Genomic DNA, 13,820 nt, shown 5'->3' with positions numbered 1-13,820 from the left:
CCTCTGTTCCCTCTGTTCCCCCATGTGGGCTACTCGACCTTCGACATCCGCGCCACCGGGTTGCCCTCGGCCGCGCTGTCGGAGGCGTATGTCAGGTCGTCGCCGGTCGGGGTGAGCGTGATCGTGTGGGCCTGCGGATTGCAGCCGCCGTGGTTGCTCTGCGCCCCCACCGACTCGGCGACGACCTGCGTCTGCGTCACCTGCTTCAGCGTCAGCAGGTCGACGCAGACTCCGCCGAGCACGTCCGTCTGCCGGAGCTCTCCCAACTCCTCTCCCACGTCCGCCTGTCGGACCGTCACCCGGAAGGTGCCCATCGGCAGGGCGCCGTCGAGGCCGTTGCCCTGGCCCTGCCAGGTGCCGACGTAGTTCGCCGGGAGGGTGGCGGGTGACGCGCCGTCGGCGGGGCCGCCGCTCGCGGCGGCCGTCGAATCCGCTGTCGAGTCCGCCGTCGGTTGCGCCGAGTAGGAGTCGCTGCCGGCGGCGGAGTCCTGGTCGCGGTCGCCCGGCAGCAGGTCGAACAGGAAGACCGAACCGACCGTCACCGCCGCCAGCGCTCCCGCGACCGCCAGCGCGACGGTGCAGCTCAGCCGACGCCCGCGCCCGCCCTCGCCCGCCGTGGCGGAGGCGGCCACGGTGACGGACACCTTGCCGGGGGCGGCCGGCGGCTCGGCGTCCCGCGGCTCGGGCACCGACACCGGAACGGAGGCCGGAGCGGAGGTCGGCCCGGAGGCCGGTGCGTCCATCACCGGCGGCGGGCCGAACTCGCCGGACGTCACCGCCGCACTGCTGAACGCCACCGGCCCCGACGCGACCGGGGCCACAGCCGCCCCCGCCGCCGTCCCCTCCAGGTTCAGCAGTTGGACGGCGCTCCGCCCGACCTGCTGCACCAGCGCACCCGGCAGCCAGCCGTCCGCCACGAGTCGGGCCGCGCCTTCGGGAGCGAGCCGTCGGGCGAGGTCGGCCGGGGCGGGTCGGGCGGCGGGGTCCTTGGCGAGGCAGGCCTCGACGACTTCCCGCAGGTCACCCCGCAGCAGTCCGCCTTCCGGTTCGCCCAGCTCCGGCGGTTCGTGGACGACCCGGTAGAGGAGGGCGGCCGAGGAGTCCCCGGGGAACGGGGGCTGCCCGGTCGCCGCGTAGGCCAGCACCGCGCCGAGGGAGAACACGTCGGCCGCGCCGGACGCGCCCCGGCCGAGGATCTGTTCGGGGGCCATGTAGCCGGGCGAGCCGACCGAGACGCCGGTCGAGGTGAGCGAGGCGGTGCCGTCGGTGGCGCGGGCGATGCCGAAGTCGATGAGCAGCGGGCCGTCGACTGTCAGAAGAACGTTGGACGGCTTCACGTCCCGGTGCACCAGGCCCAGTTCGTGCACGGCGGCGAGCGCCTCGGCCAGGCCCGCGCCCAGCACCCGCACGGAGTGGTGCGGGAGGGGCCCGTCGGAGACGACCGCCGCGGCCAGGGACGGGCCCGCCGCGTAGCCGGTGGCCACCCAGGGGACGGCCGCCTCGGGGTCGGCGTCCAGGACCGGCGCGGTCCACGCCCCGCCGACCCGTCTCGCGGCGTCGACCTCGCGCCGGAAGCGGGCGCGGAACTCCTCGTCGAGCGCGAGATGCGGGTGCACGATCTTGACGGCGACCGTGCGGCCGCCGGCGCTGCGGCCGAGGAAGACACGGCCCATCCCGCCGGAGCCGAGTCGCCCGAGCAGCCGGTAGGGCCCCACGGTCGTGGGTTCGTCGTCTCCGAGCGGCTGCATGGCCGTCCACCCCTCCCCCGTGCACAGCACGTTGCGCAGCACCTTGTGCAGCGCCTTGTGCAACGTGCTGTGCAGCAGATTACGCAGATAGGGGCCGGAGCAGTTCCACCTTCACGTCGGCCGGGAAGCCCGTCGTCGGGCCGACGCGGCGGGCGAACTCGGCCACGGCCGCCAGTTGGGCCTCGCCGAAGCGGAAGTCGAGGGTGGTGAAGTACTGCTCGAGAACGTGTTCGTCGAACTCCTCCCAGCGGGCCGCCTGCTCGGCGACCTTGCCGACCTCGTCCAGGGAGAGGTTGCGGGAGTCGAGGAAGGCCTGGTGGACCTGGTGGGTGATGACCGGCTCGCGCTCCAGGTACTCGCGCCGGGCCGCCCACACCGCGAAAACGAAGGGCAGACCGGTCCACTCCTTCCAGAGCGCACCGAGGTCGTGCACCTCCAGGCCGAGCCGCGGTCCGTCCAGCAGGTTGGCCCGCAACGCCGCGTCGCCGATGAGCACGGCGGCCTCGGCCTCCTGCATCATCAGGCTGAGGTCGGGCGGGCAGGTGTAGTAGTCCGGGCGGACCCCGAAGCGGTCGGCCAGGAGCAGCTGGGCCAGGCGCACTGAGGTGCGGGAGGTCGAGCCGAGTGCGACCCGTGCGCCGTCCAGCTCCTCCAGCGGGACCTGCGAGACGATCACGCAGGACATCACCGGGCCGTCGCAGCCGACGGCGATGTCGGGGAAGGCGACCAGGTCGTCGGCGTTCCTGAGGAACTCGACGAGGGTGATCGGACCGACGTCGAGGTCGCCGTGCACCAGCCGCTCGCTCAGCTTCTCCGGGGTGTCCTTGGTGAGCTCGAAGTCGAGGAGGGTGCCGGTTCTCGCGAGCCCCCAGTAGAGGGGCAGGCAGTTGAGGAACTGGATGTGGCCGACGCGCGGCCGGGTGCGAGAATTGTCCACATCGTGAGGCTAGACCCCGTCCCGGGCGCGCCGGACTCCGACCCCCGAGCGCCCTCCGGGTCAACCTCTTTCGGGGATCTTCAAACATCCGGGTGACGTGATCTTGACCTCTATTGCATTCGGCAGCCTGCGTGCTAGGCTCGCCGCAAGTTGCAGTTTGGTTTCCCTTGCAGTACAGAGCCTGCGGAGCATGTAACCGCGGGCTCTCGTCGTTTTCAGACGTATGCAGTTGTGCGGCACTTGCTTTCACGCTTGCAGGGTTCTGGAGCAGGGCAACCCTTTGGGCCCAAGGAGGGCTTATGGCTACCGGAACCGTGAAGTGGTTCAACGCCGAAAAGGGCTTTGGCTTCATCGCCCAGGAAGGCGGCGGCCCCGACGTCTTCGTCCACTACTCCGCGATCAACGCGCAGGGTTTCCGTTCGCTCGAGGAGAACCAGCAGGTCTCCTTCGACGTGACGCAGGGCCCGAAGGGTCCGCAGGCGGAGAACGTCACTCCCGTCTGAACCTCCCTCACACCCGTGAGATCGCAAGTCTGAGAGCAGTACCCAAGGAGCCCTGTGCCTTTCGGCACGGGGCTCCTGCCTTTGCCCCGGCATAGCCATACCCATTCCTCAGACGTGCTGCATGACCAGGATGAACGTGGTGCCCGGCGTCAGCGCCTCGTACGAATGCGGCACATCCCCGCGGTAGGTCATGTAGTCCCCGGGGTCGAGTTCCACCGTCTCCCCCGCCGGTCCGGCCTTCACCCTCCCCGTGCTCACGATCAGGTGCTCCACCGTGCCCGGAATATGCGGCTCCGAATCCCGGACGGCCCCGGGCTCGACCCGCAGGTGGTAGATGTCCCGCCGTGCGCCGGGCGGGCTGGCGGACAGCAGGGTGCCCGCGAACTCGGCCTTCTCGGAGACGACGGTCGACCCCTCCCCCGCCCGGATCACCTGCACGGACGGCGCCGGCGGCTCGACGAGCGCGCTGAAGGGCACGCCGAGCGCCACGCCCAGCGCCCACAGCGTCTCGACGCTCGGGTTCCCGCTCGCCGCCTCCAGCTGGGACAGCGTGGACTTGGCGATCCCGGCCCGCTTGGCCAGCTCGGACAGGGAGAGCCCGGCGCGGGTGCGCTCGCGCCGCAGGGACGCGGCGATCCAGTCCAGGGGGAGTCTGGGCGGGCTTCCGGCCGGCTCGGACATCTCGTTCGCTCCATCGGTACGATCGTTCGCCTTGACGAACTCGGATGCTTCTGTTCATTGTAGAGAACATGCGTACGGCAGAACGAACACCCTGGTGGCGATCCAAGCGGGCCGGCCGCCTGATCCGGCTCACCCGGCCGATCCGGCTCACCCGGGACGCCCGGCTGACCCGGCTCACCCGGGACGCCTCCCTCATCTGGGTAGCCAGCGGCGTCGTCGGCCTGTCCTTCGGCGCCATCTCCGTGGCCGGCGGGCTGCCGGTCTGGGCGCCCGTGGTGATGTCCCTGGTGGTGTATGCGGGCTCCGCCCAGTTCAGCGCGGTCGGCATCCTGATCGCCGGGGGCGGTCCGCTCGCCGCCGCCGCGACCGGGCTCCTGCTCAACACCCGCAACGCCGCGTTCAGCCTCGCGGTCGCCGACCTCCTCGGCCCCGGCCGGGCGACCCGGCTCCTCGGCGCGCACCTGGTGACCGACGAGACGGTCGCGTTCGCCCTCGCCCAGCCGGACCCCGCCCGCCGCCGCGCCGCGTTCTGGATCTCCGGCCTCGGTCTGTTCGCCGTCTGGAACACGGGCGTGCTCGTCGGGGCCCTCGCCGGAAGCACCCTCGGCGACACCGCCGTCTACGGGCTGGACGCCGCCTTCCCGGCCGTCCTCGTCGCCCTGGTCCTGCCCGCACTCCGCAAGGACGCGAGCCTGCGCCGACCGGCGGCCCTCGGCGCGGTCCTGGCGCTCGCGGCGACGCCCTTCGTTCCGGCCGGGGCGCCGGTGCTGCTCGCCCTGGCCGGCCTGACCGTATACGGGTACGGCCGTCAGGAGGTCGCGGCATGAGTGCGACGGTGGCCGTGATCCTGATGCTGGCCGTCGGGACGTACGCCCTCCGGCTGGTCGGCCCCGTGCTGCACGGGCGGCTGGAACTGCCCGCCCGGGTCCAGGAGCTGCTCTCCGCCGGGGCGGTGGTCCTGCTGGTCGCGCTGCTGGCGACGGGCGCGCTGACCGAGGACGGCGGCTTCGCCGGGTGGGCGCGTCCGGCCGGGGTGCTGATCGCCGGGGTTCTGGCCTGGCTGAGGGCGCCGTTCGCGGTGGTGGTGCTGGCGGCTGCGGCGACGGCCGGGGGGCTGCGGGCGCTGGGGGTGGCTTAGAGCTGGGGATGGCTTGAAGCTGAGGGTGGCTTGGACAAGGGCGCGTTGTCGGTGGGGGGTGGCTTGGAAGGGACCCGTTGTCGGTGGGGGCGGCTAGGGTCCCCGCCCATGACGGACACCGACGCCACAGCCGCAAGCCCTGCCGCCGCCTCCGCCCCCACCGAGCCCGCCACCCCTGCCTCCGCCTCCACCCCCGCCTCCGCCTCCACCCCCGCCAAGCCCGCCACCCCTACCGTCCCAGCCGAGACCGCCGTCCCCGCCACGCCGTCCACCCCTCCCACGCCGTCCGCCCCTCCCGCCCCCTCCACTCCGGACTTCCTCACGGCCACCCGCACCTTCTACGACGCCATCGCCGACGACTACGCCGACCTCTTCCGTGACGAGGTCGCGGCTCAGCCGCTGGAGCGGGCCGTGATGCGGGCGTACTCCGAGCTCGTCGGCGCCGGCGGCCGGGTGGTCGATCTCGGGTGCGGGCCCGGCCGGATCACCGGATTCCTCGCCGCCCTGGGACTGTCCGTGTCGGGGCTCGACCTCTCGGAGTCGATGCTGGCGATCGCGCGGCGCGAGAACCCGGGGATCCGGTTCGAGCAGGGCTCGATGCTGAAGCTGGACGGCCATGCGGACGGCTCCCTCGACGGCGCGGTCAGCTGGTATTCCTCCATCCACACCCCTGTGGACGAACTCCCCGCCCTCTTCGCCGAGTTCCACCGGGTCCTCGCCCCCGGCGGCCACCTCCTCCTCGGCTTCCAGGTCGGCGACGTGCCCCGCCGCCACGACCGCCCCTGGGGTCACCCGGTCGCCCTCGACTTCCTACGGCGCCGTCCGGAACAGATGGTCGAACTGCTGACGGCGGCCGGTTTCACCGAGCAGTCCCGCACGGTACGGGAGCCGAACACCGACCGCGGGGAGAAGGTCCCGCAGGCCTTCCTGATCCTGCGCAAGCCGCTGTAGCGCCGGACGGGCGCCAGGACCTGTCCCAGGACCGGGTCGCGGCCGCCGGGTCCAACGACGGCCCTCCGCAAGCAACTTGGCGACAACATCGCGGCGCCGGTTTGGGCCTGGATCCCAATCGAACCCGGGTACGATCGGCGCCTCAGGGCTGCCGAATGCGTTCGGCGGCCCTCTCCCGGATGCTGGAAGGACGCGAAACAGTGCAGTCTCCGCTGCCCCGCCGGTCGAAGGGACCGTCGGCGATCGCCGCGGCGTCGGCTGCCGTCGCGCCACCGGGCCGCACCGGCGCCGAGGACGATTCAGCGTCCTCCCCGGAGTCCGAGGCCGCAGCGCCTCCGATGTCCGAGGCGGCGGCCGCGTTCGCGGCGGAGGCCGCCTCCACGCCACCGACCGGGACGGCCACGCCCCGATCCCAGACGGCACCTCGGACCACGACCGCGCCTCCAGCCCCGTCCCCAACCCCAACCCCGTCCCCGTCCCCGTCCCCGTCCCCTGGTCGGCGGCGGTTGTCGCGGCCGGTGCTGCTGGCGGGGGCCGCTGTGCTCGTGGCCGCCCTGATCGGTGGCGCGGCCTTCGTGGGGACCGACGACGGTGACGGTGACTCGCGGTCGGCGACCTCGATGCCGGGCGGCGGCCTGGCGGACAACGCGCGGGGCACCGGGCCGGACGCGAGCGCGCCGAGCGGGTCCGGCTCGGCCTCGGCGTCGACCGCACCGTCCGCGTCGCCGTCGCCCGGCGCCACGAGCGCGTCGCCGAAGGCGTCGGCCACCGGGTCCGCCAAGAACGCCGGCGCCGGCGCGCCCACGCAGGCCGGGCCGTCCACCGGCCAGGACGCCGACACCGACTCAGGCGCAGGCACCGACGTGGCCGCCGCCGGGGCGGGCGGCAGCGACGACGGCCCCTCCTGCACCTCGGCCGCCGGTTCCGGCCCGCTCACCGACTACTCGGCGTGCGTGTCCTCCGGAACCGTCACGTTCAAGGTGACCTTCCACTCGGCGAAGCCCTTCTACCACGTGTTCATCGACACCGACGGCAACACCAGGACCGGCTACCAGCTCCCCTACCCCTCCCCCTCGGCCCTCGGCGCCGACTACATGATCGAGAACGGCGGCCTCTTCCGGAGCCGGTCGACGGACTGGAGCTGGACGGAGACCTCGGCCCACCCCACGAGGACGGTCAGCGGCGGCACCCAGACCTGGGTCCTGCCGCTGAGCAAAATCGGTTCACCGTCCCGCACCCAACGGGTGGAGTTCCACGCCGGTTCCGACTACACCGCCGTCATCACCTTCAACCCGGCGTAGGCGTGTTCAACCCTGCGTAGGCGTGTTCAACCCGGCGTAGGCGTGGCCGCGAGATCGAGGGCCGCGATGTACCCGAAGGTCATCGCGGGCCCGATCGTCGAACCGGCGCCCGCGTAGCTGTGGCCCATGACGGCCGCGCTGGCGTTCCCGGCGGCGTACAGCCCGGGGACGACGGAGCCGTCCGCCCGCAGGACCCGCGCCCGGGCGTCCGTGCGCAGACCGCCCTTCGTGCCGAGGTCGCCGGGGACGATCCGGAAGGCGTGGAACGGGGGCAGCCAGAGCGGTGCGAGGCAGGAGTTGGGCAGCACGGACGGGTCCGTGTAGTAGTGGTCGTAGGCGCTGTCGCCGCGTTTGAAGTCGGTGTCCCTGCCCTGCAGGGCGAGGGTGTTGAACCGGTCGACGGAGGCGCGCAGGGCGGCGGCCGGGACGCCGATGGAGGCCGCGAGGGCGTCCAGGGTCCAGGCCTTGTGGGCGGCGCCCGAGGTGTACCAGTCGGCGGGGAACGCGAAGGTCGGGGCGACGTCCTTGAAGAGGTACCGGTTGCGGTAGTTCTGGTCGACGACCAGCCAGGCCGGGATGTCCGGGGCGGTCGGGTTTCGGTCGTACATCGTGTGGACGACGTCGCTGTAGGGGGCGGCCTCGTTGACGAAGCGGGCGCCGGCCTGGTTGACCAACAGGCCGCCGGGGAGGGTGCGTTCGGCGAGGCAGAAGTACGGGTCGCCGGGTAGCGGGATGGCGGGCCCCCACCAGGCGTCGTCCATCAACGCGAGGGCCCCTCCGGCCCGTTGGCCGGCGCGGATCCCGTCCCCCGTGTTCTCCTTCGCCCCGACCGTCCACTCGGTGCCGATCGGCTGGCGCTGGTACTGCGCCCGCATCGCCGCGTTGTGCTCGAACCCGCCCGAGCCGACGACGACCCCCCGCCGCGCCCGCACGAGCCCCGGCACGCCGTTGCGGGTGACGACGGCCCCGGCGACCACGCCTCCCTCCACGAACAGGTCGGTGAGGGGGGTGTTCAGCCATACCGGCACCTGGGCGGCGAGCAGTCCGGCGCGCAGGCCTGCGGCCAGTGACTGGCCCATGGTGAGCGGCTTCTGCCCGAGCAGGGCGGCTTTCGTCCCGCGTGCCAGACACTCGGTGGCGACGGCGGCCCCCTTGAGGCTGACGGCGGCCAGCGCGAGCCACTTGTAGTCGGCGCTGAACACGACCATGCCGGCCGGGACTTCGAGGTACGGGGGGTTGAGCCGGGCGAGTTCGGCGCCGAGGAGGTTGCCGTCGAGCTGATCGGGCTCGATGGACCGCCCGCCGGGCAGCCCGCCGGACAGTTCGGGGTAGTAGTCGCTGTACCCCTCCATCCAGCGGAAGCGCAGCGGGCTGTTGGCCATGACGAAGGAGAGCATGGCGGGCCCGTGCGCGAGGAAGGCGGCCTGCCGGTCGGCGGGAACGTCCGCCCCGACGACGGCGGCGAGATAGGCGGCCGCCTTCGCGGGCGTGTCCGGCACCCCGGCGGCCAGGATGACGGAGTTGTTCGGGATCCAGATCCCGGCGCCCGACCGGGCGGCGGACCCCCCGAAGGTAGGCGCCTTCTCGACGACGACACACGTCAGTTGCCGCTTGGCGGCCGTGAGCGCGGCGGTCATCCCGGCGGCCCCGGACCCGATGACGACGACGTCATAGGTACCGAGGAGCGGAAGATCGGCCGCCCGCGCCCCTCCACCGGCGACCGCAAGCCCGGCACCGGCGGTGGCCGCCCCGAGCACGGCCCTACGGGAGGGCAGTCCGACAGGTCTCGCAGGTTCCGCGCTCGTGTTCATGGCCCACTCCAGCCCGCAGAAAACGCATGGATGAATGAATTCGGGTGCGGAGCCCGGAATGTCCCGCGAGGGTCTTGTGAAGTCAATGGCCGTGCAACGGCGACGTAAGACGCGTAGGGCGCGGCGATGCGCCACCACCTCGCCTCGACGTGATCGCGCACCGCACTTGAGTTGAACACGTTCAAAAACTCTGCGAGGGTGTGACCATGAGATGGCCTCTCGCAGGCGCGTCACTCGCGTCGTCCGTCGCGTTGATCGCCGCACTGAGCGCATGCACCACCGGCCTCGCCGGTCCCTACCAGTACTACAACGGCACCGGGCTGCACGACGCCAAAGCGGCTGAGGCCGTCGGGACCTGGGAGTGCGTCGAGGGAACACGGCTCACCCTCCGCCCGGACGGGACCGCGGCCTTCCGGCAACTCGACGGCCAGGACTTCGACTTCGACGACGCCTGGCGCGTGACCGGCACGGGGACCTGGGAACTGGCCGACCACTCCGGAGGCCAGACGATCAGCCTCACCATGACGACCCGGACGGCGGTCGGGACACGCTCCGCCACACCGGCGCCCACGGAGTCGCCCGAGGTGCCCTCGGCCTACACCTGGCGGTTCTACGTGGACCGCGATGCCCACAACAAGCTCGTGCTGTTCTTCTTCTACAGCGATCCCGACGCCGGGAACACGTATGCGATGCAGCGCGCGCACGGTTAGCGTGGTCGGGTGATCGACGACACCGTGCGACTGCGCCCCGTCCGCGAGGACGACCTGCCGATGCTGGAACTGTTCATGGTCGACCCCGAGGCCGCCGGGCCGTTCGCGTGGTTCGGCTGGACGGACCCCGGGCGCTTCAGGCGCCGCTGGACCGAGAACGGACTGCTCTCCGCCGACGGCGGTCAATTGATGGTGACGACCGACACGGACACGCTCGGCTTCGTGGCCTGGCGCAAGGTCGTCACCGTGCCCCACTCGTACTACTGGAACATAGGCATCCAACTGCTGCCGCAGGCCCAGGGACGCGGCGTCGGCACCCAGGCCCAACGCCTCCTGGCCCGCTACCTGTTCGCGCACACGCCCGCCGCGCGGATCGAGGCGCACACCGAGGTGGAGAACTTCGCCGAGCAACGCGCCCTGGAGAAGGTCGGTTTCACCCGCGAGGGCATCCTGCGCAGCGTCATTTTCCGGGACGGGCGCTGGCGCGACAGCGTGTCCTACAGCGTCCTGCGGGACGACGCACCCTGAGCGAACGGCAGTTCGGGGAGGACGGGTGCCGTTCACGAGCGGCGTCTTCTCCTACTGCTTCTCCTACCGCTTCTCCTACTGCTGCGCGTACAGGCCCTCCACCTGGTCCGCGAAGTCGTTCAGGATCGCCTCGCGGCGGAGTTTCATCGACGGGGTGAGGTGGCCGGAGAACTCCGTGAAGTCCGTCGGGAGGATGGCGAAGCGGCGGATGGACTCCGGGCGGGAGACGAGTTTGTTGGACTCGTCGATCGCGCGCTGGAGTACGGCGTTCAGATCCGCGTCGTCGATCAGGAGCTCCGCCGGGACCGGGTGCTTGCCGTTCATCTGACGCCAGTGGGTGAGGCCGTCGGGGTCGAGGGTGAGGAGGGCGGAGACGTAGGGGCGGCCGTCGCCGAGGACCATCGCCTGGGAGATCAGGGGGTGCGAGCGCAGCCAGTTCTCCAGGGGCGCGGGGGCCACGCTCTTGCCGCCCGCGGTGATGATCATCTCCTTCTTGCGGCCCGTTATGGTCAGGAAGCCCTCGTCGTCCAGTTCGCCCAGGTCGCCGGTGGCCAGCCAGCCGTCGGGGGCCGCCGGGACCACTCCCCCGGCCGCCGGGTCCCAGTAGCCGCGCAGGACGTGTTCGCCGGCGATGAGGATCTCGCCGTCCGCGGCTATGCGGATCTTCGTGCCGGGCAGCGGCCAGCCCACCGTTCCCAGGCGGGGTTTCATGGGGGGCGTGACCGTCGACGCGCCGGTGGTCTCCGTCAGGCCGTAGCCCTCGTAGATCTCGATCCCCGCGCCCAGGTAGAAGGAGGAGAGGCGACGGCCCAGCGGGGAGCCGCCGCAGATCGCGTGGCGGACCCGGCCGCCCATGGCGTTGCGGATGCGGCGGTAGACCAGCGGGTCGTAGAAGGTGCGGGCGGCGCGGAGGGTGGCCGCCGGGCCGGAGCCGTCGCCGGTCTTCTGGGCCTCCACCGCCTCGCCGTAGCGGCGGGCCACGCCGACCGCGCGGTCGAAGGAGGACAGCCGGCCGCCCGACTCCGCCCGTGCGCGGGCCGTGTTGAAGACCTTCTCCAGCATGTAGGGGATGGCCAGCAGACAGGTGGGTCTGAAGGCCGCCATGTCGGGCAGGAGTTCGTCCGCCTTCAGGCTCGGGGCGTGGCCCAGGCGGACCCGGGCGCGGACGCAGGCGATGGCGACCATCCGGCCGAAGACGTGGGACATGGGGAGGAAGAGGAGGACGGAGAGCTCGTCGTCGTTCTTCGACTTGAAGACCGGGTAGAGGAGTTCGATCGCGTTGTCGACCTCGGCGAAGAAATTGCCGTGGGTGAGCGCGCAGCCTTTGGGGCGGCCGGTGGTGCCGGAGGTGTAGACGAGGGTGGCGAGCGTGTCGGGGACGAGCATCCCGCGACGGATCTCGACCTCGGCGTCCGGGATGTGCTCGCCCGCCTCGATCAGCCGGTCCACATGGCCCTTCTCCATGACCCAGAGGTGGTGGAGGTCGGGCAGCCGGTCGAGTTCGGGGCCGAGCGCTGCTGCCTGACCGGCCGTCTCGGTGACCAGGGCGACCGCGCCGGAGTCGTGGAGGATCCAGCGGGTCTGGAAGACGGAGGAGGTGGGGTAGATCGGGACGGTGACCAGCCCGGCCGCCCAGGCCGCGAAGTCGAGCAGCGTCCACTCGTATCTCGTGCGGGCCATGATGGCGAGCCGGTCGCCGGGGGCGAGGCCCTCCGCGATCAGCCCCTTCGCCACCGCGTGGACCTGGGCCGCGAAACGTTCCGCCGTGATGTCGGCCCACTCGCCGTCCTGCGCCTTGCGGCTGAGCACCACCGCCGCGGGGGCGGCGGCCGCGTTGTCGTAGGGCAGGTCGGCGAGCGAGCCGTACGTCACCGGGCGCGCGAGGGCCGGGACGGACGCCTCCCGTACGGCGCCGTCGAGTCGTCGGGTCTCGGGTGCGACGAGGGTGGGGGGAGCGTCGAAGTCGGCGAAGGCCGACCCTGCGGCTGAAGCTGAAGACGGGGTGGACACGGGCGGCTCCCTGGGCGTGCAGCTACGAAACTGCTTGCTGCATTTACGTACGTGCTTCGCGCACCGACGCGTTCAACCGGGTGTGCCCCCTATGAAAGGGGTTACCGCCGGTTAGGTAGGGGATCGTACGGCGCTCACGTGTGGAGCCTGTGCGTGTTCCGGGATGTTTCGGGGCTAGGGCTGTGCAATCTCGGGGGTTATATGAGGATCCTTCACGTTCGTTCCAGAATCGCGGTGACGCCCTGTCCGCCCGCCGCGCAGATCGAGATCAACCCCCTTGCGGGACCGCCCTGTTCGGCGAGCAGCTTGGCGAGCGTCGCGACGATGCGGGCGCCGGTCGCGGCGAACGGGTGGCCGGTCGCGAGGGAGGAGCCGGCGACGTTCAGCCGGTCCCGGTCCACGGTTCCGAGGCCCCGCTTCTCCCAGGCCGCGAGCGTCGCCAACACCTGGGAGGCGAACGCCTCGTGGACCTCGACGAGATCGAAGTCGGCCAGGGTCAGACCGGTCCGCTCCAGCATGCGCGGGACGGCGTAGGCGGGGGCCATCAGCAAGCCGTCCTCGCCGCCGGCCACATCGCCGCGCACGAAGTCCACGGCCGTCGTCTCGTACGCGGTCAGATAGGCGAGCGGCTCCAGGCCCCGCGCCTCGGTCCACTCCTCGGAGGCGAGGAGCACGACGGCCGCGCCGTCCGTGAGCGGGGTCGAATTGCCCGCCGTCATGGTCGGGTCGGGGCCGTCGGTTCCGTACACCGGCTTCAGGCGGGCCAGTTGCTCGACCGTGGAGTCGGGGCGCAGGTTCTGGTCGCGGGCCAGGTCGCGGAAGGGGACGACCAGGTCGCCGAAGAAGCCCCGCTCGTAGGCGGCGGCGAGCCGCTGGTGGCTGGTGGCCGCCAGTTCGTCCTGCGCCGCGCGCTCGACGCCCCAGGCGCGGGCGGTGATCGCCGCGTGCTCGCCCATGGACAGGCCGGTGCGCGGTTCGGCGTTGCGCGGGATGTCGGGGATCAGATGGGCGGGGCGGATCTGTGCGAGGGCCTTGAGGCGGGCGCCGGTGGACTTCGCCCGGCGGGCCTGAAGCAGGATGCGGCGCAGCCGGTCGTTGACGCCGAGCGGGGCGTCGCTGGTGGTGTCGGCGCCGCCCGCGATCGCGGACTCGGTCTGGCCGAGGGCGATCTTGTTGGCGGCGGCGATCACGGCCTGGAGACCGGTGCCGCAGGCCTGCTGGATGTCGTAGGCGGGGGTGCGGGCGTCCAGCTTCGAGCCGAGGAGGGTCTCGCGGGCCAGGTTGAAGTCCCGGCTGTGCTTGAGGACGGCGCCGGCCACGAACTCGCCCACCACGCCCGGGACGTCGAGGGCGTAACGGTTCACCAGCCCGTTCACCGCGGCCGTCAGCATCTCCTGGTTGGAGGCGGTGGCGTAGGGGCCGTCGGAGCGGGCGAAGGGGATGCGCGTGCCGCCGACGATCGCGACGCGGCGGGCCCTCGGGGGCTCGATGGGGGTCAGCTG

14 protein-coding genes are annotated in these 13,820 nt (G+C 72.0%); 7 read left to right on the top strand and 7 right to left on the bottom strand.

Annotated features, from left to right (window positions below):
- Positions 1 to 29 precede the first annotated feature (29 nt).
- Both ABZ725_RS00555 and ABZ725_RS00550 read right to left on the bottom strand, forming a co-directional pair.
- Positions 30 to 1,748, bottom strand: a complete 1,719-nt coding sequence (locus ABZ725_RS00555) for a protein kinase (protein ID WP_358801342.1) — start codon at positions 1,746 to 1,748, stop codon at positions 30 to 32.
- 79 nt (positions 1,749 to 1,827) lie between these two features.
- Complete coding sequence (locus tag ABZ725_RS00550) at positions 1,828 to 2,685, bottom strand: menaquinone biosynthesis protein (protein ID WP_358800690.1); 858 nt, start codon at positions 2,683 to 2,685, stop codon at positions 1,828 to 1,830.
- Positions 2,686 to 2,984: 299 nt separating this feature from the next.
- On the opposite strand from ABZ725_RS00550, the gene ABZ725_RS00545 reads away from it, so the two are divergent.
- The gene (locus ABZ725_RS00545; RefSeq protein WP_003974443.1) at positions 2,985 to 3,188 is read left to right on the top strand and encodes a cold-shock protein; all 204 of its coding nucleotides are present in this window, start codon (positions 2,985 to 2,987) and stop codon (positions 3,186 to 3,188) included.
- 108 nt (positions 3,189 to 3,296) lie between these two features.
- Here the strand turns inward: ABZ725_RS00545 and ABZ725_RS00540 are convergent, their stop codons facing one another.
- A complete protein-coding gene (locus ABZ725_RS00540; RefSeq protein ID WP_358800689.1) occupies positions 3,297 to 3,869 on the bottom strand; it encodes an XRE family transcriptional regulator in 573 nt (190 codons plus the stop codon).
- A gap of 68 nt (positions 3,870 to 3,937) precedes the next feature.
- Between ABZ725_RS00540 and ABZ725_RS00535 the strand changes: the two genes are divergently transcribed.
- The 3 genes from ABZ725_RS00535 to ABZ725_RS00525 all read left to right on the top strand — a co-directional run bounded on the left by ABZ725_RS00535 (position 3,938) and on the right by ABZ725_RS00525 (position 5,958).
- The gene (locus ABZ725_RS00535; RefSeq protein WP_358800688.1) at positions 3,938 to 4,696 is read left to right on the top strand and encodes an AzlC family ABC transporter permease; all 759 of its coding nucleotides are present in this window, start codon (positions 3,938 to 3,940) and stop codon (positions 4,694 to 4,696) included.
- The gene (locus ABZ725_RS00530) at positions 4,693 to 5,007 is read left to right on the top strand and encodes an AzlD domain-containing protein (protein ID WP_358800687.1); all 315 of its coding nucleotides are present in this window, start codon (positions 4,693 to 4,695) and stop codon (positions 5,005 to 5,007) included. Before ABZ725_RS00535 ends, ABZ725_RS00530 begins: the two co-directional genes overlap by 4 nt.
- A gap of 348 nt (positions 5,008 to 5,355) precedes the next feature.
- On the top strand, positions 5,356 to 5,958 hold the full coding sequence (locus tag ABZ725_RS00525; protein WP_358801341.1) for a methyltransferase domain-containing protein: 603 nt from the start codon (positions 5,356 to 5,358) through the stop codon (positions 5,956 to 5,958).
- A 142-nt stretch (positions 5,959 to 6,100) separates the two neighbouring features.
- On the opposite strand, the gene ABZ725_RS00520 is transcribed toward ABZ725_RS00525, so the two are convergent.
- Positions 6,101 to 6,361: a hypothetical protein gene (locus tag ABZ725_RS00520; protein ID WP_358800686.1), complete on the bottom strand. Its 261-nt coding sequence runs from the start codon at positions 6,359 to 6,361 to the stop codon at positions 6,101 to 6,103.
- Positions 6,362 to 6,503: 142 nt separating this feature from the next.
- On the opposite strand from ABZ725_RS00520, the gene ABZ725_RS00515 reads away from it, so the two are divergent.
- Positions 6,504 to 7,259 (top strand): hypothetical protein, encoded by a 756-nt coding sequence (locus tag ABZ725_RS00515; RefSeq protein ID WP_358800685.1) that lies wholly within the window; start codon positions 6,504 to 6,506, stop codon positions 7,257 to 7,259.
- Positions 7,260 to 7,285: 26 nt separating this feature from the next.
- On the opposite strand, the gene kstD is transcribed toward ABZ725_RS00515, so the two are convergent.
- Positions 7,286 to 9,070: a 3-oxosteroid 1-dehydrogenase gene (gene kstD, locus ABZ725_RS00510; RefSeq protein WP_358800684.1), complete on the bottom strand. Its 1,785-nt coding sequence runs from the start codon at positions 9,068 to 9,070 to the stop codon at positions 7,286 to 7,288.
- A gap of 206 nt (positions 9,071 to 9,276) precedes the next feature.
- On the opposite strand from kstD, the gene ABZ725_RS00505 reads away from it, so the two are divergent.
- The gene (locus tag ABZ725_RS00505; RefSeq protein ID WP_358800683.1) at positions 9,277 to 9,780 is read left to right on the top strand and encodes a hypothetical protein; all 504 of its coding nucleotides are present in this window, start codon (positions 9,277 to 9,279) and stop codon (positions 9,778 to 9,780) included.
- Between the two features lie 9 nt (positions 9,781 to 9,789).
- Positions 9,790 to 10,308 carry a GNAT family protein gene (locus ABZ725_RS00500; RefSeq protein ID WP_358800682.1) on the top strand — a complete coding sequence of 173 codons (519 nt, stop codon included), beginning with the start codon at positions 9,790 to 9,792 and terminating at the stop codon, positions 10,306 to 10,308.
- 75 nt (positions 10,309 to 10,383) lie between these two features.
- Here ABZ725_RS00500 and ABZ725_RS00495 read toward each other — a convergent pair whose 3' ends face one another.
- Positions 10,384 to 12,318: an AMP-dependent synthetase/ligase gene (locus tag ABZ725_RS00495; RefSeq protein ID WP_358800681.1), complete on the bottom strand. Its 1,935-nt coding sequence runs from the start codon at positions 12,316 to 12,318 to the stop codon at positions 10,384 to 10,386.
- A gap of 212 nt (positions 12,319 to 12,530) precedes the next feature.
- Positions 12,531 to 13,817 (bottom strand): acetyl-CoA C-acetyltransferase, encoded by a 1,287-nt coding sequence (locus ABZ725_RS00490; protein WP_358801340.1) that lies wholly within the window; start codon positions 13,815 to 13,817, stop codon positions 12,531 to 12,533.
- Positions 13,818 to 13,820: the final 3 nt, after the last annotated feature.

This window comes from Streptomyces sp. NPDC006872 (genome assembly GCF_040635845.1).
Taxonomy (GTDB): domain Bacteria; phylum Actinomycetota; class Actinomycetes; order Streptomycetales; family Streptomycetaceae; genus Streptomyces.
The sequence above is the reverse complement of the archived record's forward strand: the minus strand, read 5'-3'. Positions and strand labels throughout refer to the sequence as shown.